A 21,067-nucleotide genomic window follows, 5' to 3' on the forward strand; every position below is an offset into this window, starting at 1 on the left:
TTGAATTTTATCCAGGAATCGGCATGGTTAAATCGTAACCAATAGTATGTTCCTTTTTATTTTTAATTTTAATTTTCTTACGTTTTGATTTCACGATGAATAACGGAATATCTGATCCATTAATCATTTTTTTAAAGAAATTGTCTGCCATAAACGATTTCCAGGAATTTTCATCTTTATTGGCCAACATAATAATATCGCACTTTTTATCGATGGCTGCCTTCGAAATAAGCTCCGCATTATCATAAGACAACTGAAACTCTGAGTGATAATTCGCAGATTTGAACATCAAATTTTTCTTCATTTCGACGTAAGCTTGTTTAATGTTAAGCATTTCATCAACCGCCCCAACTCCTAAAAGCATAATCGCGCCGTTGTTTTTATGCGCCAGTAAAACTGATAAATCTGCTTTGTGATCCAGCTGCTGTTCTACTCTTACCGGAAAAAGAACCTTTTTGAAGGATGTTTTTTTAAATTTCTCGGGAATTAAAAGCACGGAACAATTTGCATGTAAAAGTACATTATAAGAATTTGAGCCCAATAAAAACTGCTTCATCTTTTGTCGACCAGCTGTTCCCATGACCACTAAATCTAGCTGATCGGTCGCGACCAGATCATTAATCGTTTCTACAATATTCTCGCTGGAAATTCTGGTCTCCACTGTTAGATTATATTTTTCTTGAAAAGAATTTTTAAGCTTTTCTAATTTTGCACTGGCAAGATTAATACTATCCTGTACGACTTCTGAACCGATCACTTGCTTTCCGCCGCGACCAATTACATAATAGGATTGAACCGTGTGCGATACAATCAATTTTGCCTCATGACGCTGCGCCATTTTCGCTGCAACTTTCAAAGCATTTTTTGATATATCGGAAAAATCGGTCGGTACTAATATGGTTTTGATTTCACTTTTCATCTTCATTTATTTACTGTTCATAACATTTCGTATGGCAAAATTACAAAGAGAAGTTCATTAAACGTGTGAGTTATACGCTTAATCGTGGTACCAATTACTTATGATATAAAAATATTTCGTACAATTATTTTCTTAGCGTTATCAATGTGTTCAAATGTTAATATCAATAATTAATTACAAATATTCAGTAATAAAAGCCATGGGTTCACTAAAAAACATTGTATTTTTCATAAAGAAAGCAATTTTTAAACATCCAAACTTTATTTGCCTCGTACTTCAATTTAAAAATCTAACCTTTAAAAATATGGCCTTAGAAAATAATTACGACGACCTTTTCCAGATTATAAAGCAGCGATTTGACGATAATAAATCCCGACATCCTGATTTAAATTGGGAAGATATTCAGCAAAAGCTTAGTAAAGACTCCAAAAAATTGGAATCATTACGTCAAATGGAGGACAATGGTGGCGAACCAGATGTTATTGCGATAGATCAAAAGTCCGGCGAATATTTATTTTTCGATTGTGCTGCAGAAAGCCCGAAAGGTCGTAGAAGTTTTTGTTATGATAAAGCCGCACTCGAAAAAAGAAAAGAAAATAAGCCAAATAATAATGCCGTAGATGCTGCGAAATCTATGGGCATCGATCTTCTTACTGAAGAAGAATACCGTGAATTACAAAGACATGGAACCTTTGATTCTAAAACCTCAAGTTGGTTGAAAACTCCTGAAAAAATACGCAAACTTGGTGGGGCAATTTTTGCAGATTTACGCTTTAAAACTGTTTTTATTTATCATAGCGGTGCAGAGTCGTATTATGCATCGAGAGGATTTCGGGGCGTTTTATGGGTTTAAATTTCACCCTCAAAATCAGTTATAAAAAAAGGTCGGAAGCACCTGCTTCCGACCTTATCATTATTTTCCACTAAAAAAAATCTACATCTTAATCTACTATAATTTTAGCAGACTGGGTTTTTGTAGTCACAAAATAAACACCTTTCGGTAATTGATTAAGGTTTACTTTTTCTTGATTATTAACATTGTTAATGGTTTGCAGCAGCTGACCCGTTAAGCTGTAAATTCTCACTGTTTCATTTTGATGAATTCCACTAATGAAAAATTCGTTATTTTTAACTGGGTTTGGATAGATGGTCACTTTCTGGTTTTTAACGACCGAAGATTCAGTCGCCAAAGCAGCGTAGCACGTCCATGAAAGATTATCAAACGAAACACGGTTGCTGGAAGTTTCATCAATAAGTTCAATAATTACGTTTCCTTCCACATTGATATTTTCAATGGTTTGTGTTTGAGCAGTCTTCGAGTAAGGAATTAAGCCTTTGACAATACCATTAATTTTCAGGATATAATTTCCGGCACTATCTGAAAAAGGAAGGTATGTTTTCACGGTTAATGTTCCGATCCCACCCGCAATGACGGAAGATTTCAACATTCCTTTTCTGATGCAAATCGCTTTATTTGCGTCACCATCAATATAGATTTGTTTATCCGTTCGTGCGTTTGTTGCCGTCCAAACAATACCATTGGCCGACCAGGTTCTATCGTTATAGGATGAAGCTGGAGGTGTACTTCCTGTTGATTGAATATTTTCAAAATCTTCGGTGCCACAAGTTGTTCCAGTATTGGTTCCGCCGCCAATTTCAGTTGTTCCTTGCACCGCATTACTATTTGCAGATTTATTACCTGCAGCATCTTTTGCCACAACATAGAAAGAATAGGTGGTTGCCGGATTCAAGCCATTAATCGTTGTATTTGTTGTTGAAATATTGGAATGAAAGATTTCATCCACAAAAAAATCATAACTGCTCACGGAAACATTATCTGTAGAAGCACTCCAATTCAAAGAAATACTTGTAGTAGTGGTCGCTGAAATTGCAAGATTTGCTGGTATTGAAGGTGCTTCTGTATCCATTGTTCCTCCTCCTGAAAAGGTATCTGGCCACTTATTTTGTGCCGGTGGCCCACCCCAAATCACCGTCGCTAAATAAGGATTATCTATAAATGGATTTCTATTTTTTTGCATATTTGCCACTACATTTTGCCTTTGAATTTCAAACGCTGAAACAGGATCTTCAACATTCCATTTTAATAAAATATCGGGAAAATCTTGTGAATAGGTATTCGGATTCATGGTAATATTTAAAGGCAAACATCTGCTGTTGTATCGAACGTACATATACATCAAAATTCTGGCGACATCTCCTTTCCACTCTTCCCCCGGGTACCAACCACCTCGGCTGGTTTTATAAGCTAAAGAACCTGTACCATCATCAAATAAAAGACTTCCTCTAGTGCTGTTTAACTGCGTATCTGCGGGACGTAGATGATGACCATCTGCTCCTGGACCAGACGTTCCTAAATTGGGTGTTCCTTTTGATTTGGCATACACATGCTCCCGATTCCAAGATCCGCTGATTGGTCGGCTTCTTTGGTGAAGTCCAGAAGATTGTGAACCATAAACCAAAAGAAGATTTGCTGGGTTTTCTGGATCTACATCACTGGTTTTCATCAGCGTTTGCAATTCGCTATATGAAATTGTTTTCGTGTGGGTTGTGGTGATTAATGTTGCAAGTTCATTTTTTAGTTCGTTCTTGGTTTTGTTGAAATCAATGCTGGAGTAATACGCCGGAGCGGACTGAGCCAACAAGAAAAACGAAAAAATACTTGTTAAAAAAGATAATTTAAGTTTCATGATACATTTATTTAATTAAAATCTGCTATTTTATTATGTTGGTAAAATACACTGAAAGGAGCTTCTTCGAAAGTGATTGAAATAGGCTTTTCAAATTCTACATAAACTTTTCCATTAAAAACATAAAGTAAAGCCGGAATCTTCTCAACATCATTAAAAGATAAAAACTCTACGGGAACCCCAAGTTCTAATACTTCAGGGTTCATGGTAAAATTCGGAGCCCACTGCAAAATATTTTCTGCAAAAGACAACACCTCTACCCAAAGCCCCGGATGATCGTCTCCTGCCCCAACAAACAATCGATGATTCACCTGATCCAGTTGAATTACATAAAGAGGTTGCTTTTTCCCGCCAACATTAATTCCTCTTCGTTGACCCAGTTTAAAATGATCCATCCCAGAATGACCACCCACGAGGAAACCATCAAAAAGAGAATAGGCAATCTTCTGACTTTTCCAAATCAACGCCTCTTCTTTCGATAAAAATTCGGGACAGACTCTACCGTAAAGCGCGGAATCTGAGGGAATTTCAACTATTTGTCCTTTTTGGGTCATTTTAATAATGATTTAAGTCCCCGACTTCGTCTAGGTAATTCAGCTTACCATCGTTTAGGGCGGGCTAAATTATAGCTATTTTTTCAGAAAGCAGGTAATAAAAATCATAAATCGAACAATCCAATAACGATGGGGCCTAAGCGAAAAATTTTTTGTGAAAAATAGGTGAACAATTATTTTTTAGACCATAAAACAAGACTATTTTGTAACTTGATTTGCATTTTTTTCTGAATTGACTGATTCTTGCAATAAACCTATACCATTATTTTAAAATTCATAATAAAAATAAATATATATATTTTTGTTAGCTGCACATAATTATATTGTTAGGTCAGTCTAATTTTGTATTTTTGTACGGATATAAGGTTTTATTATTTTAAAAAACAAAATGGGAACAGGTCAAAATTTAGGAAACTTAACAAAAAATCAAGTTGCGGTCATCGTTGGATTATCAACCAATTGTAGTCGCGAAGTGCGACAACGTTTACTGGATCTAGGTTTTGTTCGTGGCGCTGAAATTACCGTTCAAAATATTAGTCCGCTTGGAAATCCTATTGCATACAACATTCATGATACTTTAATTTCTCTGCGAAATGAAGATGCCGCCAACGTTTTAATTGAATTAAAAGAGAGTCTATGAAAACCGCGTGTGATACTTGTGAATTAAATCCAGCTGCAGAACTCAAAAAAATGGGAATTTCTGTGGGCAATTCAGACTATACCATTGCCTTGGCCGGAAATCCAAATACCGGAAAAAGCACTGTCTTTAATGCACTTACGGGCTTAAAACAACATACCGGAAATTGGCCAGGCAAAACCGTCGTGCGCGCAGAGGGACAGTTTTCCTATCAAGAAGCCCATTATAAAATTGTGGATTTACCGGGAACGTATTCGCTTTTATCTACTTCAGAAGATGAAGAAGTTGCCAGAGATTTTGTTCTCTTTGGGCAACCCGATGTCACCGTAGTGGTAGTTGACGCAAGTCGTTTGCAACGAAATTTAAGTTTAGTTCTACAAATTTTAGAAATCACCAATAAGGTCGTTCTTTGTCTTAATTTGATGGATGAAGCTCGGCGCCATCAAATATCAATAGATGTGCGAACTTTATCAAAAGATCTGGGAATTCCCGTGGTTCAAACCAGCGCACGATCAAAGGAAGGCATACCAGAATTACTGGCAGCTATTAGACAGGTTGCCACTGGAAACTTTGAGGCATATTCTAAAAAATTATTGAAACTTTCTGCGGCAAGTGGTAGAGCGGTTAGTACTATTGAAAATGCTTTGTTGGGTTTAGATCCGGCCGTACAAAATTCAAATTGGCTGGCCATACGTTTGTTGGAAGATGATGAAAGCATTATTGCTGGTCTAAATGAAGGCAGACTTTCCACAGAAATTTCTGAGCCTCAATTAAGTCCAATTTTAAAAACCGTTAAGGATTTACGACTTGAACTTGGCGATGAGTACCGAAATGATTTGGTTGAAAGTATTTATGCCAAAGCAGCGCAGTTGGTTAAAGATTCTGTTTCATCTGATAAATCTCGTCGTTCATTCCGGTTGGATCGCGCTATTGATAATGTGGTAACGCATCGAATTTGGGGTTTTCCAATTATGTTTTTACTTTTAGGAGTTGTGCTTTGGATAACCATCGTAGGGTCAAACTATCCTTCCAAGCTTTTAGCTTCACTACTATTGGACACCATTCATCCTTTTTTGAAAAACGGCGCAGTGAATCTCAACTTTCCTTGGTGGCTCAGTGGTTTTTTGGTAGACGGCGTTTATCTTGCAACGGCTTGGGTGGTCGCGGTCATGTTGCCACCAATGGCCATCTTCTTTCCCTTGTTTACATTATTAGAGGATTTTGGATATCTTCCGAGAGTGGCTTTTAATTTAGATCGTATTTTTAAAAAATCTGGGGCGCACGGCAAACAAGCTTTAACCATGAGCATGGGTTTTGGCTGCAATGCTGCTGGTGTGGTGGCCACCAGGATTATCAACAGTCCTAGAGAAAAATTAATTGCAATTATCACCAACAATTTTTCACTATGTAATGGAAGATGGCCCACTCAAATTATTATCGCTACCTTATTTTTAGGAGTTTTGGTACCGAGTCAATGGGCAGGCACCGTTTCGATGTTAGCGGTAATTAGTATCGCGATTTTGGGTATTGCGTTTACTTTTTTCACTTCGTGGCTCTTATCAAAAACCCTCTTAAAAGGAGAATCTTCTTTTTTTACATTAGAGCTTCCACCCTATCGCCCACCCAATGTTTTACAAACCGTTTATACTTCTTTAATTGACCGCACATTAATCGTTTTGTGGCGTGCTGTTGTTTTTGCAGCACCTGCTGGCGCAGTAATCTGGTTGATTTCTAATCTGAAAATCGCCGATCAGAGTCTGGCTTTATGGATGATTCATGGACTAGATCCCTTCGGAATGTTCATCGGTCTAAACGGGGTAATCCTGTTGGCTTATATCGTTGCAATTCCGGCCAACGAAATTGTAATTCCTACAATTTTAATGTTAACGACTTTGACGATCGGTAACACTGCTTTGGGTGCCGGTGCTGGCGTTATGTTTGAAGGAACTGATATGGAAATAGCGAACTTACTGCACGCCGGAGGATGGACCACACTTACCGCCGTAAATCTAATGCTTTTCAGTTTGCTTCATAATCCGTGCAGTACAACCATTTATACCATCTACAAAGAAACCGGCAGCCGAAAATGGACTTTTGTTGCCACTGTTTTACCTATTGTTTACGGCATTATTGTCTGCTTTTTAGTAGCGAGAATTTGGCATTTTTTCGCTTGATATTAAAATAATCTCTATTGGGCATGATATTAACTTTCAATAAAAATAAAAGTCATTGCTAGTCGATTAAGGCAATTGCATACGCTATTGAGAAGGTTAAAAAAAAACGTCTAAGAATTAATATAATTAATGAATATCTGGTTCGTTATGCAGAAAATTTTTTATATTTAAACGAATAGAAAACCTTTCGAAATTGTATGTTCCAGCGATTATTTAAATCATTTGGAAACTTTATATATTGCTTAATCTCGTCGATTTTCTAAGATAATTGGTAAGATCAGCCCACGGTCTTCTTTTATTTGCTAACTTTGAGAGGATTAGTATACCCCGTGCAAATTCTTGCCGATGAGGATTTATGGTCTCTATAATCTCAATTTCAAAGGGTAGAAAGCTAATATTTCAGTCTAATACATTCTTAAAATAAAATTATGGAAACCGATATTTTTCAGATTAAAAAAAACCTTCAAACCAAGGAAGGCAATTTCACCTTTTACAGTCTTCCAGATTTGCAAAAGCAAGGTTACAATATCGCCAAACTGCCATTCTCCATTCGAATACTTTTAGAGAACACCCTACGCAATTATGATGGCTTTGCCGTTACCAAAGAAAATATAGAAACGCTTCTACATTGGCAACCAAAAGGATCCGACAAGGATATTCCGTTTAAACCCGCACGGGTACTAATGCAGGATTTCACAGGTGTTCCAGCGGTGGTGGATATTGCAGCACTTCGGTCAGAATTGGCACGAAAAGGAAAAAACCCAGATGATATTAACCCTCTTGTTCCCGTAGATTTGGTCATCGATCATTCTGTACAGGTTGATTATTTCGGGACCGATTATTCCTACGAACGGAATATGGAGGAAGAATATGGTCGCAACCAAGAGCGGTATCAATTTCTAAAATGGGCCCAGAATTCCTTTGATAATTTCAGCGTCGTACCGCCCGGAATGGGAATCTGTCATCAAATTAATTTAGAATATTTATCCAAAGGAGTTATTGAGAGAAATGGCGAAGTTTTTCCAGACACGTTGGTGGGAACCGACAGTCACACGCCGATGGTCAACGGAATTGGAGTGGTTGCATGGGGCGTTGGGGGCATTGAGGCGGAAGCTGCAATTCTGGGTCAGCCACTTTATTTTATTATGCCCGAAGTGATTGGTTTAAAACTCACAGGGAAACTTCCGTTGGGTTCAACCGCAACCGATTTGGTTTTAACCATTGCAAATCTACTACGGAAATTTGGCGTGGTAGGCAAATTTGTGGAAGTTTTTGGGCCTGGTTTAGATCATTTATCTGTTCCAGATCGGGCAACAATCGGTAACATGTCACCCGAATTTGGCTGTACCATTACGTATTTCCCTATCGATGATAAAACACTGGAATATATGCGCAAAAGCAACCGTTCCGAAGACCAAATTTCTTTAGTTGAAAACTATTGCAAAGCCAATATGCTTTGGCGGGAAAATGAAGATCAGATTACCTATACTGATGTAGTCGAACTGGATGTTTCTACGGTTGAACCAACGGTTGCTGGCCCAAAACGTCCGCAAGACAAAATCCTTTTAAAAGATTTCAAAAATACATTTATAGAGCTTTTGCATACTTCTTACAACAGAAAATACATCTCACAGGAAGACCGTGAAATTGAAAAATCAATTACACGTTTTGACAATGAGGGCGGCGATTTACCCGTTCCCGAAGCTGTAGCAAAAGAGATGAACACAGAAATAGAGACCAAAGAAAAAGACGGTCTCAAAACAGTATGGATTACACGTGGCGAAGAAAAATTCATGTTATCCGACGGTGCGGTAGCCATTGCCGCAATCACTTCCTGTACCAATACTTCCAACCCATTCGTGATGATCGGGGCGGGTTTGGTTGCAAGAAAAGCTCGTGAACATGGGATTGATGTAAAACCGTGGGTAAAAACTTCGCTTGCACCTGGCTCCAAAGTGGTTACCGATTATTTAGAAAAAGCAGATCTGATGAAAGATTTAGAAGCCTTACAATTTCATCTTGTAGGTTATGGGTGTACTTCATGTATTGGAAACTCTGGACCATTAGCACCGAAAATTTCCAAAGCGGTGGATGATCATCATTTAATTGTAACCTCCGTTCTTTCTGGAAACAGGAATTTTGAAGCTAGAATTCATCCGCAGGTCAAAATGAATTTCTTAATGTCGCCCATGCTGGTCGTAGCTTATGCACTTGCGGGGCGGGTTGACATTGATTTAACGACCGAACCTTTAAGTTATGATTCTAATCAAGAACCGGTTTATCTAAAAGATATCTGGCCGACCGACGATGAAATTAATGAACTACTCAACCGTGTTTTATCGCCGACAGATTTTGCAAAAAATTATGATGAAATTTTCGATGGGAATGAGATCTGGAGAAATCTGGAAGTGCCAATGGGTAAACTATATGACTGGGATGAAAACTCCACTTACATCAAAGAAATTCCTTTTTTTCATAATATTTCACATGAAGCAGAATCATTGAAAGATATTCCGAGCGCTCGCGCATTACTGGTTTTGGGGGACAGCGTGACTACCGATCATATTTCTCCGGCAGGGGCTTTTAATGAAAGTTCAGCAGCAGGCAAATATCTTTTAAGTAAAGGCGTAGAAAAAGAGAATTTCAATTCTTATGGATCACGCCGTGGAAATGATGAAGTGATGGTGCGAGGTACATTTGCCAATGTTCGCATTCAAAATAAATTAGCGCAGAAAGAAGGTGGTTATACTTCTTACTTGCCGAGTGGTGAAGAAATGTCAGTGTATGATGCAGCGATTCGTTATAAACAAAACGACACGCCCTTATTGGTTTTGGCAGGAAAAGAATACGGTAGCGGCTCTTCTAGGGATTGGGCAGCAAAAGGGACATTCTTGCTGGGTATAAAAGCCGTTTTAGCAGAAAGTTACGAGCGTATTCATCGCAGCAATTTAGTAGGGCTGGGTGTTTTACCGCTCCAATATAAACCCGGAGAAACCGCTGATAGTTTGGGTCTAACAGGTAAAGAAATCTTTTCTTTGACCGGAATTGCAAATGATATCAAACCTTTGAAAGAAATTCAGATTGTGGCTAAAAATGAAATGGGTACCGAAATTAATTTCTCAGTGATTGCCCGTTTGGATTCTCTCATTGAGATTGAATATTACCGTAATGGAGGTATTTTACAATATGTATTGAGGCAATTTTTAGAAAAATAACTCGTAAATACAGACGCATGGAAACACCTCATCAAGATTCTACAACCACCAAATAATTGGCGGATAAAAAGCATAATTAAGATTTATCTTGCATTGTATTGAATTAAGTTGTACCTTATCAGATAATTTAAAAATAGAATATAATATATGGCAGATTCTTTTTCAAAAAAGGAAAACTTTAAGAAAAAACTTCAGAAACAGAAAGAAAAGGCGCTACGACGTGAGGAGCGTAAAGAAAGCAATGACAAAGGTAAAGGTCTTGACGACATGATTATGTACGTTGATGCCAATGGTCAATTTACGAGTACTCCGCCCGACAGGAATAATGAGGACAAAATTGATTTGGGAACCATTCAGTTGGGAGCAGCACCTATTGAAGCAGAAAATCCGATAAAATCAGGAATCGTTACTTTCTTCAGTGAAAAGGGTTATGGTTTTATCACCGAGGATAAAAGCAAAGAAAACATTTTTTTCCACAGCAACAATTGTGAAGAGATGATCAAGAAAGGCAATAAAGTCTCTTTCGAAATAGAGAAATCCCCCAAAGGATTATCGGCGATCAATATTAAATTGGTCAAATAACCCCATAAAAAAGCTTCCTCCGAAGCTTTTTTTATTTTGCCACTAAATTGGTGGGTTCAATAAACGCTCATTTTTTGAGCGTTATTTTTTTGTTTATTTCCCAATACAAAACTTTGAAAAAATATTCCCCAAAACTTCATCATTTGTAAACTCTCCCGAAATTTCACCAAGATGCTCTAAAGCATTACGCAATTCGTAAGCGAGCAATTCTGTGTGGATGCCAGAACTGACGGCTTCTTCAACTTGAAAAACAGATTGTAAAGATTTTTGCAAAGCATCAAAGTGGCGTTGGTTGGTAATGATTACATTGCTTTCCTGGTCTTTTAGGTTTTCAAAATAGTTGGAAAGTTCGGTTTTTAAAATTTCTATGCTTTGCGGGTCTTTTGCGGAAATTCCGAGGATGGTATCGGAATATTCTGGGAATAAAACTTCTTTTATTTTTTGATCGATTGGGTTTTCAAAATATCCTCCGACTAAATCAATTTTGTTGTGCAATAAGATGATTTTTAAATCTTTTCGAGAGAATTCTTGAATGAAATTGATGACTTCTTCGGCTGTATCATCATTCTGATTGTAGAGATATAACAAAATTTTTGCAGATGCGATTTTCTCTTTGGCTTTTTGAACGCCAATTTTTTCAATTTCATCGGTGGTTTCTCGTAAACCAGCAGTATCAATAAAGCGAAAAGCATTTCCTTTGATGTGCAAAACTTCCTCAATCGTATCTCTCGTCGTTCCCGCAATTTCCGAAACGATGGCTCTTTCTTCTTTTAATAATGCATTTAATAAGGTAGATTTTCCTGCGTTTGGTTTCCCGATTATGGCTACTTCTACTCCATTTTTCAAGGCATTTCCGTACTGGAAACTCTCGATCAAAGCGGATAATTTTGTTCTTAAATTCAGTAATAATTTATTCATTGCAGTTCGGTCTGCAAATTCTACATCTTCTTCGCCAAAATCTAATTCCAGTTCTATCAATGATGTAAAATTCAATAAATCATTTCGTAAAATTGAAATTTCATTGGTAATTCCGCCTTTTAATTGGTTTAATGCAACTTTTCTAGATGCTTCATTTTCGGATGCAATCAAATCTGCGATGGATTCTGCTTGTGACAAATCTATTCTGCCATTCATAAAAGCGCGCATCGTAAATTCTCCGGCTTTTGCCAATCTCGCTCCATTTTTGGTTAAAACTTCCAAGATTTTTTTTGCAATATGTGGTGATCCGTGAAAAGAAATTTCTACAGAATCTTCTGAGGTAAAAGTTTTTGGCGCTTTGAAAACGGAAACCATTACTTCGTCGATTATTTCATAATTGGTGGATGATGATTGATAATTGATAGTATCAGTTTGCACTTCTTCCATCTTCCCACTCCCCACTTCCATCTCTCTATCCACAATATATCCGTAATGAACGGTGTGAGAATCTACTTTCTCCAGGTTTTTTCCATCAAATATCTTTGAGGCGATTTTGAAAGCATCATTTCCCGAAATTCTGATAATTCCGATGGCGCCAATTCCGTTTGCAGTGGCGATTGCACAAATGGTATCTTGATTCATAAATGCAAAGTTAGGATTTTTGGCACACAGATATGCACGGATAGATACCGATTTTTTTATTTCATGCTTTGAATTAAGAATTGATCGGTGAAAATCGGTGTGACATTTTTACACACCGACTTACTGATCGTTCTTTTATGTTTTAATTAATAATAGACCATTGAAAATATTTGAGATAATTTGCACATGAATTTATACAGACTCACACGGGTATTTAACGTGGTGAAAGTATTTTAAACATTCTTAAAATGTGTTTTTAAGCTGAATTTAAAAATCGTAATTTTAGACCACTTTAATTTTATTGCGTACGATGGGAATTAAATCTGATCAACTTTAAAATAAACGACTGAAATAATGAAAAAACCTGTTATCGATCTTCACTGTGACTTACTCAGTTATCTTACCAGATCAAACTCCAGCATTTACAATACCGAAGATATGGGTTGTGCTATTCCTTATTTAAAAGAGGGAAATGTAAAATTGCAAGTCATGGCAATTTTTGCACCGACCGTAGAAAAAAGCCATGAATATGGACTGCAACAAAGTGAACTATTTAAAAGATTAAATGATGAAAAAAATGAACTCTACCGTTTTGAAAAAAAACATTTAGAAAATTTACGCAGCAACGAAAATATCGGAATGTTGGCTTCGGTAGAAAGTGGATCTGCTTTTTGCGATGAAAACATCCCTCTGAAACAAGGCTTTGAAAATTTGGAAAGAATTATCGAAAATGCGGGCTCGATCATGTACATCAGTTTTACGCATCATGCAGAAAATAGATTTGGTGGTGGTAATTTTTCTACCGCTGGCTTAAAAAATGATGGAAAAGCATTAATTGATTATCTACACAAAAGAAATATCGCCATCGATTTTTCGCATACGAGTGATGCTTTGGCATACGATATTCTGAATTATATTTCGAAAGAAAACATCAGCGTTCCAATAATTGCAAGTCATTCTAATTACCGTCCGGTTTATGATCATAAGCGGAATTTACCCGATGATGTTGCCACAGAAATCATTCATCAAAAAGGATTGATCGGACTTAACTTTGTGCGGGCTTTTGTGAATCCAGAAAAGGTAAATTCCCTGCAAGAACACGTGGCACATGGTTTGGAATTGGGCGGTGAAAATACGATCTGTTATGGTGCGGATTATTTTTACACCAAAAGCCATCCGGATAAATCAAGGATTCCTTTCTATTTTAAAGAGCATGATAATGCGGGTTGTTATCCCGAAATTAATAAGGTTTTTGAAAATCAATTTGGAGCTGAACAGGCGAATAAAATAAGCAGTAAGAATGCTCTGGATTTTATTGCAAGACTTTGGAAGTAGTTGATGTGATGATAGGATGATCTGTTGATTTGGTGATAGGATGATGTGGTGATTTATTAATTTCAAAATAAAATAAGATGGCTCAAAAATTAAAAGAATTCGATCAAAAATATTTGCGGAGATGTCTGGAATTGGCGAAAGAAGCTATGGAAGCTGGCGATGAAGCTTTCGGTTCTGTACTGGTCAACGAAGGCGCAGAATTCATTGCAGAGGCAAGAAACCGCGGTAATGAAAAAACGATTCTGGCCCATCCGGAAATTGACTTGGCTTATTGGGCTGCAGAGCATTTATCTGAAGAACAACGAGCGAAAACAACCATGTACACGACTGGTGAACATTGCCCGATGTGCGCCGCTGCTCATGGCTGGGTTGGTTTAGGCGCACTGGTTTATTTGAGTTCTGCTAAGCAGTTCGGAGCATGGCAAAAAGAATTTGATAGAATACTTTCTCCTAATTAACTTCTTACCAGTGGAAGATCTAATTAAAAATATAGAAGTTCGTAGTCCCGCAACTGGTGATTTATTGGAAGAGATCAAAAAACTGCATCAATTGAACTGGTCGAAAAAATAGATTAAAATGTTAGTAAGATTTTGATCAATATTTCCTTTTAGAATAAATAAGCTTGTTAGCATTACTGCTCTGCGTGAGGGATAGTAATGAAAATCTTTTTTGTTTGTTGCGTTGGAAGTTGCTGATGGAAAACAAAAAAATTGTAATGAATAGCCCGACCCAAGCCTAGGGCAGTGCAGTGGCAAGGGACACGCCCTAATAAAAAAAGTGTAGAAAAATCTACACTTTTTACTTTTTATAATGGTTTCACCTGCTCTAGGAACCAGTCTTTGACTTCGCCTTCCAGATCGTTTACTAATTTTTCTTTACACCACTGATGGTAATTATTGAGCCAGTCTTTTTCAGGTGGCGTTAATAATTCTGTGGCAATAACCTTGTGGTCAAATGGACAAATGGTTAAGGTTTCGAAATCGTAGAAAGTACCGAAATCAGTGGTTTCTAATTCCCGTACGGCAATCAAATTTTCATGCCGGATTCCATAGTGGTTTTCGTAGTAGAAACCTGGTTCATTAGACAATACCATTCCCGGAATAAGTTCCTGAAAATTCATGTCTTTGCGAATATTCTGAGGACCTTCGTGTACGTTCATAAAACTGCCGACGCCATGACCCGTTCCGTGATTGTAATCTTTGCTTTCTTGCCAAAGTGCCAAGCGTGCAAATGCATCGAGCTGCACACCGCGCGTTCCTTTTGGGAATTTGACCATCGACAATTGAATCATTCCTTTCAGTGCTAAAGTGCAATCGGTTTTAAACTCAGCGGAAGGTGTTCCCAAGGCAAAAGTCCGCGTAATATCAGTGGTTCCTTCTAAATATTGACCACCAGAATCGACTAGAATCGTATCGATATTGGTCACTTCTTTGCTGCCTTCTTTGGGTGCCGAATAGTGCATAATCGCACCGTTTTCTTTGTAACCCACAATGCTGCCAAAGCTTTCGCCGACGAAGTTTTTACCTTCTGCACGAAATCCTCTTAGTTTTTCGCCGATCGAAAATTCATTCATGGTTTCTTTACCCGCTTGATGCGTTATCCAGTACAGGAATTTCACCATCGCCACCCCATCCCGTTGCATGACGGTGCGGAAACCAGCAAGTTCGGTTTCATTTTTAATGGCTTTCATTAAGTTTCCTGGCACTGGTGCTTTAATGAAGGTGTTATTTTCTTTCAATGCTTCAAAAATAGATTGATTACTGGTCGGCGAAACCAATACCTTTTCGTTTTTGAAGGTTTTTAATTCTTGATAGAAATTTTCATACGGAAGCATTTTTACGCACGACTCCTCCATTTGTTTTCTGGAATCAACATCGAGCTTTTCCAAATCAACAAACAATTTTGCCTCATTTTTAGTTAAAATAATATATCCTAAAAATACGGGATTAGATTGAACATCACTACCACGTAAATTCAACGTCCAGGCGACATCATCTAAACTAGAGATGATATGAACGGAAGCATTCTGCTCTTCCATTTTGGTCCGAATATCGAGTAATTTATCCGTAACCGATTTTCCGGCTCTTTCGACAGGTTGTATAAAAATGGGATTTTTTTTAGCATTTGGATCTTTGCGATCGGTCCAAATATCTTTTAATAAAGGTAAATCGACCAATTTGTTGCCATTTGCGGCTAATTTTTCGGTCAACAATTCCCAATTTGCATGGGAGGTAGCAATGGCATTTACCGCAACTACGCCGTTTTCCGGTATTTCAGCATTGATCCAATCGATATAATTGGGTGTTCCTTCCATTCCATCTTTAAATAGATCGATACCGGAGCCTTTCAATTCTTTGGGTGCCTGTACGAAATAGCGCCCATCGGTCCAAAGACCTGCTTTATCTTTTGTGATTACAACAAATCCTGCCGAACCTGTAAAGCCTGAGAGCCAAGTTCTTTCTTGCCATTCTGCCGGCAAATATTCACTCATGTGTGGATCTGCAGAATACACAATAAAAGCATCTATTGTGTGGGTTGCCATTTTTTGGCGAAGTGTGCCTAATTTTTCTGATGAAGTCATACATATAAATTTGAGGTGAATTTACGAAGAATTTAGAGGTCTGGAAAAAGTTGGGTCTTAAAGTTTTTATAAAAATAGGTATTTTTAATTTACGGATGAGTACAGAGCTTTTACAAATAACCTTGTCACGGATGAGGATTTGAAGTTGACCTTACGAAAGGATTTGAAGGAGCGCCGCGAATTTTCAGGGGATTGCATGGGAAAGCCGGAATTATTTATAGATAAAAACCGGAAACTTCTGGTTCTAAAAACCACCTTTACTTCAAAAAAAAAGTATACCGAAACTGAATTCGATATACTTTTAAAATCTATTGATTAAAAGGCTATTTTTTTGCGGCTTTCATCGCCTCTTCTTTTGCTTTGAACTCCTGATATTTAGCATCCTTTTTATTTGACAAATACAATCCTCTTAATAAGCTGACTGCATCGATATTATTAGAATCACTTTCATACCATTTTTCTGCGTAAGGCAAAGTTGCTGCGAGGCGCGCTCTTCTGGCCTCAATAATTTTATTGGCCTGCTCAATTTTACCTGCTTTTCTGGCGTCATTATAATCGTCAACTGCTTTTGGATCATCACCCATGACCATGTACGTTAGATTTTGCCAAGCCACTGCTAGATTAGGATTTATTTCCACGGCTTTTTTATAAGAAGCCAAGGCATCTGCTTCCGTCGCCGGATCTTTACTTTGCAAAACGCCTAAGTTGTACCAATTGCTTGCATCATTAGGATTTTTTGCGAGCTGCGCTTTCAAATTGTTTACAAATTCGGTTGTTTTTCCAGATTTAAAATAAGCAGTTCCCTGAAGTTCTGTTAATTTGGTGCTTGCCGGGAATTTTTTCAATCCTTTTTCAATAACCGACAACGCTTCTTCAGATTTATCGATATCATTAAGTAAAGCTGCAGTGGTCTCGTAAATTTCCTGCTCTAAACTATTTGAGGTTTCTGTTTTAAATTCAGTGTAGTCTGAGGTAGCTCCCATTTTTTTATAAAGCTCCCAAGTTGTTTTTTCTAAATTTTCAACTTCATTGGATTTTTTATTTTTAGCAGTGTAGGTTGTTTCAATTCCGGTGTAGCTAGAATTGATTAAATCCATATAAATTTCACTGGCTTCTTTTTTCTTATCTGCAAGTGCATAGGTGAGTCCGGCATAATACAAATATTTCTTATTATCTTGACCAGCAGCTTTTAACAAGTTATAAACCTCTTGAAACTTGGGGGCAGCTTCACCATATTTTTTTGCATTATATGCATTTAAAGCGGCTTTGTTTGCAGATTCGATGACAGGATTAACCGCACCCGCTAGTTTATTAGTCAATGTTGGCACGTAGGACTCTTCTTTTAAACCTTGTATACCTGATTGATCCGCGGCAGCTTTTCCTACAAAATATACTTTGTTTTTAGAATCATCTTTACCTACAAATATTTTGTTTTTTGCCAGATCATTAATCTTTGATAGATAGGTAGCTCCTTCTGCTGTTTTACCTGCTTTTAAAAGGGCTAAACCTTTTGCATAATAGTATTGTTCCAAAAGAGCTGGTTCCAAAAGATAGGTTTTGTTTCCCATTGCGCTTTCTGCCTGTGCAATTTGTGCATTGGTGGTCGCGATGTCCCCCGCATCAATTGCTTTTACTGCGGCTGCGATTTCCTTTTTTTGTCCAAATGCGAAAGCAACTGCTAGCAGCGCTGCGCTTAAAAATATTTTTTTCATTTTATTTTAATTAAAAATTTGGTTGATTTATTATTCTTCAGATTCGTCTTCTGAATCCGAATTTTCGTCGGTTTGATTGGTTTCTGGCTCAATAGTTAAGTCGGCATCGCTGCCTGGCGATACTTCTGTACCTTCTTCCCCTTCAACAAGTTCTGCTTCTTCAACAATCACTTCTTTATCCATTTCAACTTTTGCAATGGCAGCGATTTCATCATTCTTTTTAAGATTAATTACTTTCACTCCTTGTGTATTTCGGCCCATCACGCGCATTTCATCCATACCCATTCTGATAGCAACCCCTGATTTATTAATGATCATTAAACCATCATCATCAGTTACCATTTGAATAGCGATGAGTTTACCGGTTTTTTCGGTAACATTTAAAGTAATCACCCCTTTACCACCACGATTGGTTACTCTATAATCTTCTACGGCGGTACGTTTACCATACCCTCGCTCAGAAACTACCAAAACGGTTTCATTCACTACATCATTGACAACGATCATGCCGATTACCTCATCATCTTTATCTAAAGTAATCCCACGAACACCGATGGAACCTCTTCCGACTGCTCTGGCTTTTTCTTCTGGGAAACGAATACATTTACCATTCTTAGTGGCAATCATAATCTCAGCATTTCCATCTGTTAATCGTGCTCCTAACAATTGATCGTTTTCTCTAATTTCAATGGCATTTACTCCGTTGGTTCTCGGTCTAGAATAGGCTTCTAATGAAGTTTTTTTGATGGTTCCGTTTTTGGTAATCATCACCACATTCATTTGATTTACATAATCCAAATCTTTCAAATCATTGGTTCTGATGTAGGCCTTAATTTTATCATCTGGTTCGATGTTAATTAAATTCTGCACCGCTCTCCCTTTAGATATTTTGGATCCTTCCGGGATTTCAAATACTCTTAACCAGAAACATTTTCCTTTTTCGGTAAAGAAAAGCATATATTGATGGTTGGTTGCCGCTACGATATATTCCAAGAAATCTTCATCTCTGGTTGTTGCAGCACGGTTTCCTACGCCGCCGCGACTTTGTACTTTATATTCTGAAAGTGAAGTTCTTTTAATATATCCTGCATGAGAAATAGTCAATACTACTTTTTCGTCTGGAATTAAATCTTCAATGGACATTTCGCCACCCGAATAATCAATTTCCGTACGTCTTTCGTCGCCGTATTTTTCTTTCATATCGATCATTTCCTCTCTGATGATTTGATATCTTCTTGGTTCATTTGCCAATATATCTTCCAAATCATTAATCAATGCCATAATTTCGTCATATTCTGCACGGATTTTGTCGAGTTCCATTCCAGTCAAACGAGCCAATCTTAAATCTAAAATGGCTTGCGCCTGAATATCAGAAAGATCGAATTCTTTCATTAAGCCTTCTTTCGCTTCGGCTGGGTTAGCACTGTGACGGATAATGGCAATTGCTTTATCCAAATCATCTTGTGTACCAATCACTTTCATGAAACCTTCAAGAATATGCGCTCTTTCTCTGGCTTTTCTTAAATCATATTTTGTTCTGCGAACGATTACTTCATGTCTGTGATCTACGAAATGAAGAATCAAGTCCTTCACATTTAACTGCACCGGACGCCCTTTTACCAAGGCTATATTATTAACACTGAATGAAGTTTGTAACGCAGTATACTTATAAAGCATGTTTAAAACCACATTCGGTATCGCATCATGTTTTAATTCATAAACCACCCGCATTCCTTGGCGGTCAGATTCATCGCGGATCTCATAGATTCCCGGGATTTTTTCATCCTTAACCAATTCTGCAGTTCTGGCAATCATGTCTGCTTTATTCACCTGATAAGGAATCTCGGTAACAATAATTGCATTTCTATTCCCTATTTCTTCGAAACCAACTTTTGCACGAAGCACTACGCGACCACGTCCCGTATGTAAAGCTTCACGAACACCATCGTAGCCATAAATGATTCCACCGGTTGGGAAATCTGGGGCAATGATGTGTTGCATCAACTCATCGATGGTAATTTCAGGATTGTCGATATAAGCGCAAATGGCATCAATGGATTCCGACAAATTATGTGGTGCCATGTTGGTGGCCATCCCTACAGCGATTCCCGAAGTTCCGTTCACCAAAAGGTTTGGTATTTTGGTTGGCATAACAGTGGGCTCCGTCATGGAATCATCGAAGTTATTTTGAAAATCAACCGTATCTTTATCAAGATCTGCTAAAATCTCGTCAGAAATCTTTTTTAATCTTGCTTCGGTATAACGCATGGCCGCTGGCGGATCACCATCAACGGAACCAAAGTTACCTTGACCATCAACCTGCGGATAACGCAAACTCCACGGTTGCGCCATTCTTACCATAGCATCGTAAACGGAACTATCACCGTGTGGGTGATACTTACCGAGAACATCCCCTACAATCCTCGCTGATTTTAAGTGTTTTCTATTTGAAAAAACGTTCAAGCCGTACATTCCGTACAATACTCTTCTATGAACCGGCTTCAAGCCATCTCTTACATCGGGTAACGCTCTGGAAACAATGACCGACATCGAATAATCGATATAAGAGGATTTCATTTCATCAACAATGTTGATAGGAATTAACCTTTCTCCTTCTGTATGCATAATATTTTAATAAAATGAAAATCAAGCAGTTATAATTACACTTGATCTTTCTTATAATTCTGATTTTAATAACGTGCTAAATTACGAAAAAAATACCGATTTTTGCCCAATAATTTCTTCAGAAAATCATAAAAAAAGTTAAATAAATGAGCGTTTTAAGTATCACCTTTCACACCACAGAATCCATCAGTAATGCATGGGATCAATACTTGGAAAATGAGTTGCACCAAATGATTGAAAATTTAATCGATGCAGAAAAATACATTCTTTCTGAAGTTGAAAGCGAAATGATATCGGAAGGCAAAAATACCAACCTGCTCTTGATTTTTCAGGATGAAGAAAAGCGCCAGGATTTTGTAGAAATTGAATTAACGAATATTACGGAAAGAATTCTAAAAGAATTTGGAGAAAATGTCATGATTTTCAAAACGTACTTAAATCCAAAAAAATCACGATTTTAAGTCA

General features: G+C 37.6%; 15 protein-coding genes. 8 read left to right on the plus strand and 7 right to left on the minus strand.

Translation table 11 applies throughout. The annotated features are described in order from the left end of the window. Positions 1–7: 7 nt before the first annotated feature. A complete protein-coding gene (locus tag QWY78_RS02780) occupies positions 8–919 on the minus strand; it encodes a universal stress protein (RefSeq protein ID WP_290216362.1) in 912 nt (303 codons plus the stop codon). Between the two features lie 304 nt (positions 920–1,223). Here QWY78_RS02780 and QWY78_RS02785 point away from each other — a divergent pair, with 304 nt between their 5' ends. Then, the gene (locus tag QWY78_RS02785) at positions 1,224–1,772 is read left to right on the plus strand and encodes a DUF4256 domain-containing protein (protein WP_290216364.1); all 549 of its coding nucleotides are present in this window, start codon (positions 1,224–1,226) and stop codon (positions 1,770–1,772) included. Between the two features lie 88 nt (positions 1,773–1,860). Here the strand turns inward: QWY78_RS02785 and QWY78_RS02790 are convergent, their stop codons facing one another. Both QWY78_RS02790 and QWY78_RS02795 read right to left on the minus strand, forming a co-directional pair. Next, entirely contained in the window at positions 1,861–3,627 is a 1,767-nt protein-coding gene (locus QWY78_RS02790; RefSeq protein WP_290216366.1) for an endonuclease, read from the minus strand. An 11-nt stretch (positions 3,628–3,638) separates the two neighbouring features. Continuing rightward, positions 3,639–4,181: a tRNA methyl transferase PRC-barrel domain-containing protein gene (locus tag QWY78_RS02795; protein ID WP_290216367.1), complete on the minus strand. Its 543-nt coding sequence runs from the start codon at positions 4,179–4,181 to the stop codon at positions 3,639–3,641. A gap of 388 nt (positions 4,182–4,569) precedes the next feature. Between QWY78_RS02795 and QWY78_RS02800 the strand changes: the two genes are divergently transcribed. From QWY78_RS02800 to QWY78_RS02815, 4 genes are all read left to right on the plus strand, one after another. After that, positions 4,570–4,821 (plus strand): FeoA family protein, encoded by a 252-nt coding sequence (locus QWY78_RS02800; RefSeq protein ID WP_290216369.1) that lies wholly within the window; start codon positions 4,570–4,572, stop codon positions 4,819–4,821. Continuing rightward, a complete protein-coding gene (feoB, locus tag QWY78_RS02805) occupies positions 4,818–6,992 on the plus strand; it encodes a ferrous iron transport protein B (protein ID WP_290216371.1) in 2,175 nt (724 codons plus the stop codon). Before QWY78_RS02800 ends, feoB begins: the two co-directional genes overlap by 4 nt. A 428-nt stretch (positions 6,993–7,420) precedes the next feature. Then, positions 7,421–10,207: an aconitate hydratase AcnA gene (gene acnA / locus QWY78_RS02810; protein ID WP_290216373.1), complete on the plus strand. Its 2,787-nt coding sequence runs from the start codon at positions 7,421–7,423 to the stop codon at positions 10,205–10,207. 147 nt (positions 10,208–10,354) lie between these two features. After that, positions 10,355–10,789, plus strand: coding sequence for a cold-shock protein (locus QWY78_RS02815; RefSeq protein ID WP_290216375.1), 435 nt, complete (start codon positions 10,355–10,357; stop codon positions 10,787–10,789). Positions 10,790–10,882: 93 nt separating this feature from the next. Here QWY78_RS02815 and mnmE read toward each other — a convergent pair whose 3' ends face one another. Then, on the minus strand, positions 10,883–12,349 hold the full coding sequence (gene mnmE, locus QWY78_RS02820; RefSeq protein WP_290216377.1) for a tRNA uridine-5-carboxymethylaminomethyl(34) synthesis GTPase MnmE: 1,467 nt from the start codon (positions 12,347–12,349) through the stop codon (positions 10,883–10,885). A gap of 354 nt (positions 12,350–12,703) precedes the next feature. Between mnmE and QWY78_RS02825 the strand changes: the two genes are divergently transcribed. Next, positions 12,704–13,684, plus strand: coding sequence for a dipeptidase (locus QWY78_RS02825; protein WP_290216378.1), 981 nt, complete (start codon positions 12,704–12,706; stop codon positions 13,682–13,684). A gap of 113 nt (positions 13,685–13,797) precedes the next feature. Continuing rightward, positions 13,798–14,142, plus strand: a complete 345-nt coding sequence (locus tag QWY78_RS02830) for a nucleoside deaminase (protein WP_290216380.1) — start codon at positions 13,798–13,800, stop codon at positions 14,140–14,142. A 347-nt stretch (positions 14,143–14,489) separates the two neighbouring features. Here QWY78_RS02830 and QWY78_RS02835 read toward each other — a convergent pair whose 3' ends face one another. The 3 genes from QWY78_RS02835 to gyrA form a co-directional block, all read right to left on the minus strand. Further along, positions 14,490–16,265: an aminopeptidase P family protein gene (locus QWY78_RS02835; protein WP_290216382.1), complete on the minus strand. Its 1,776-nt coding sequence runs from the start codon at positions 16,263–16,265 to the stop codon at positions 14,490–14,492. Positions 16,266–16,588: 323 nt separating this feature from the next. Further along, the gene (locus QWY78_RS02840; RefSeq protein ID WP_290216384.1) at positions 16,589–17,977 is read right to left on the minus strand and encodes a tetratricopeptide repeat protein; all 1,389 of its coding nucleotides are present in this window, start codon (positions 17,975–17,977) and stop codon (positions 16,589–16,591) included. Between the two features lie 30 nt (positions 17,978–18,007). Continuing rightward, positions 18,008–20,602 carry a DNA gyrase subunit A gene (gene gyrA / locus QWY78_RS02845; RefSeq protein ID WP_290216386.1) on the minus strand — a complete coding sequence of 865 codons (2,595 nt, stop codon included), beginning with the start codon at positions 20,600–20,602 and terminating at the stop codon, positions 18,008–18,010. Positions 20,603–20,748: 146 nt separating this feature from the next. Here gyrA and QWY78_RS02850 point away from each other — a divergent pair, with 146 nt between their 5' ends. Further along, positions 20,749–21,063 (plus strand): DUF4286 family protein, encoded by a 315-nt coding sequence (locus tag QWY78_RS02850; protein WP_290216387.1) that lies wholly within the window; start codon positions 20,749–20,751, stop codon positions 21,061–21,063. Positions 21,064–21,067 lie beyond the last annotated feature (4 nt).

Source organism: Kaistella yonginensis (genome assembly GCF_030409525.1).
Lineage (GTDB): Bacteria > Bacteroidota > Bacteroidia > Flavobacteriales > Weeksellaceae > Kaistella > Kaistella yonginensis.

What these genes read in the sequence shown, in the direction of transcription:
- QWY78_RS02780 (WP_290216362.1), bottom strand. Translation starts at nt 919, where the DNA reads ATGAAAAGTGAAATCAAAACCATATTAGTACCGACCGATTTTTCCGAT.
- QWY78_RS02785 (WP_290216364.1), top strand. Translation starts at nt 1,224, where the DNA reads ATGGCCTTAGAAAATAATTACGACGACCTTTTCCAGATTATAAAGCAG.
- QWY78_RS02790 (WP_290216366.1), bottom strand. Translation starts at nt 3,627, where the DNA reads ATGAAACTTAAATTATCTTTTTTAACAAGTATTTTTTCGTTTTTCTTG.
- QWY78_RS02795 (WP_290216367.1), bottom strand. Translation starts at nt 4,181, where the DNA reads ATGACCCAAAAAGGACAAATAGTTGAAATTCCCTCAGATTCCGCGCTT.
- QWY78_RS02800 (WP_290216369.1), top strand. Translation starts at nt 4,570, where the DNA reads ATGGGAACAGGTCAAAATTTAGGAAACTTAACAAAAAATCAAGTTGCG.
- feoB (WP_290216371.1), top strand. Translation starts at nt 4,818, where the DNA reads ATGAAAACCGCGTGTGATACTTGTGAATTAAATCCAGCTGCAGAACTC.
- acnA (WP_290216373.1), top strand. Translation starts at nt 7,421, where the DNA reads ATGGAAACCGATATTTTTCAGATTAAAAAAAACCTTCAAACCAAGGAA.
- QWY78_RS02815 (WP_290216375.1), top strand. Translation starts at nt 10,355, where the DNA reads ATGGCAGATTCTTTTTCAAAAAAGGAAAACTTTAAGAAAAAACTTCAG.
- mnmE (WP_290216377.1), bottom strand. Translation starts at nt 12,349, where the DNA reads ATGAATCAAGATACCATTTGTGCAATCGCCACTGCAAACGGAATTGGC.
- QWY78_RS02825 (WP_290216378.1), top strand. Translation starts at nt 12,704, where the DNA reads ATGAAAAAACCTGTTATCGATCTTCACTGTGACTTACTCAGTTATCTT.
- QWY78_RS02835 (WP_290216382.1), bottom strand. Translation starts at nt 16,265, where the DNA reads ATGACTTCATCAGAAAAATTAGGCACACTTCGCCAAAAAATGGCAACC.
- QWY78_RS02840 (WP_290216384.1), bottom strand. Translation starts at nt 17,977, where the DNA reads ATGAAAAAAATATTTTTAAGCGCAGCGCTGCTAGCAGTTGCTTTCGCA.
- gyrA (WP_290216386.1), bottom strand. Translation starts at nt 20,602, where the DNA reads ATGCATACAGAAGGAGAAAGGTTAATTCCTATCAACATTGTTGATGAA.
- QWY78_RS02850 (WP_290216387.1), top strand. Translation starts at nt 20,749, where the DNA reads ATGAGCGTTTTAAGTATCACCTTTCACACCACAGAATCCATCAGTAAT.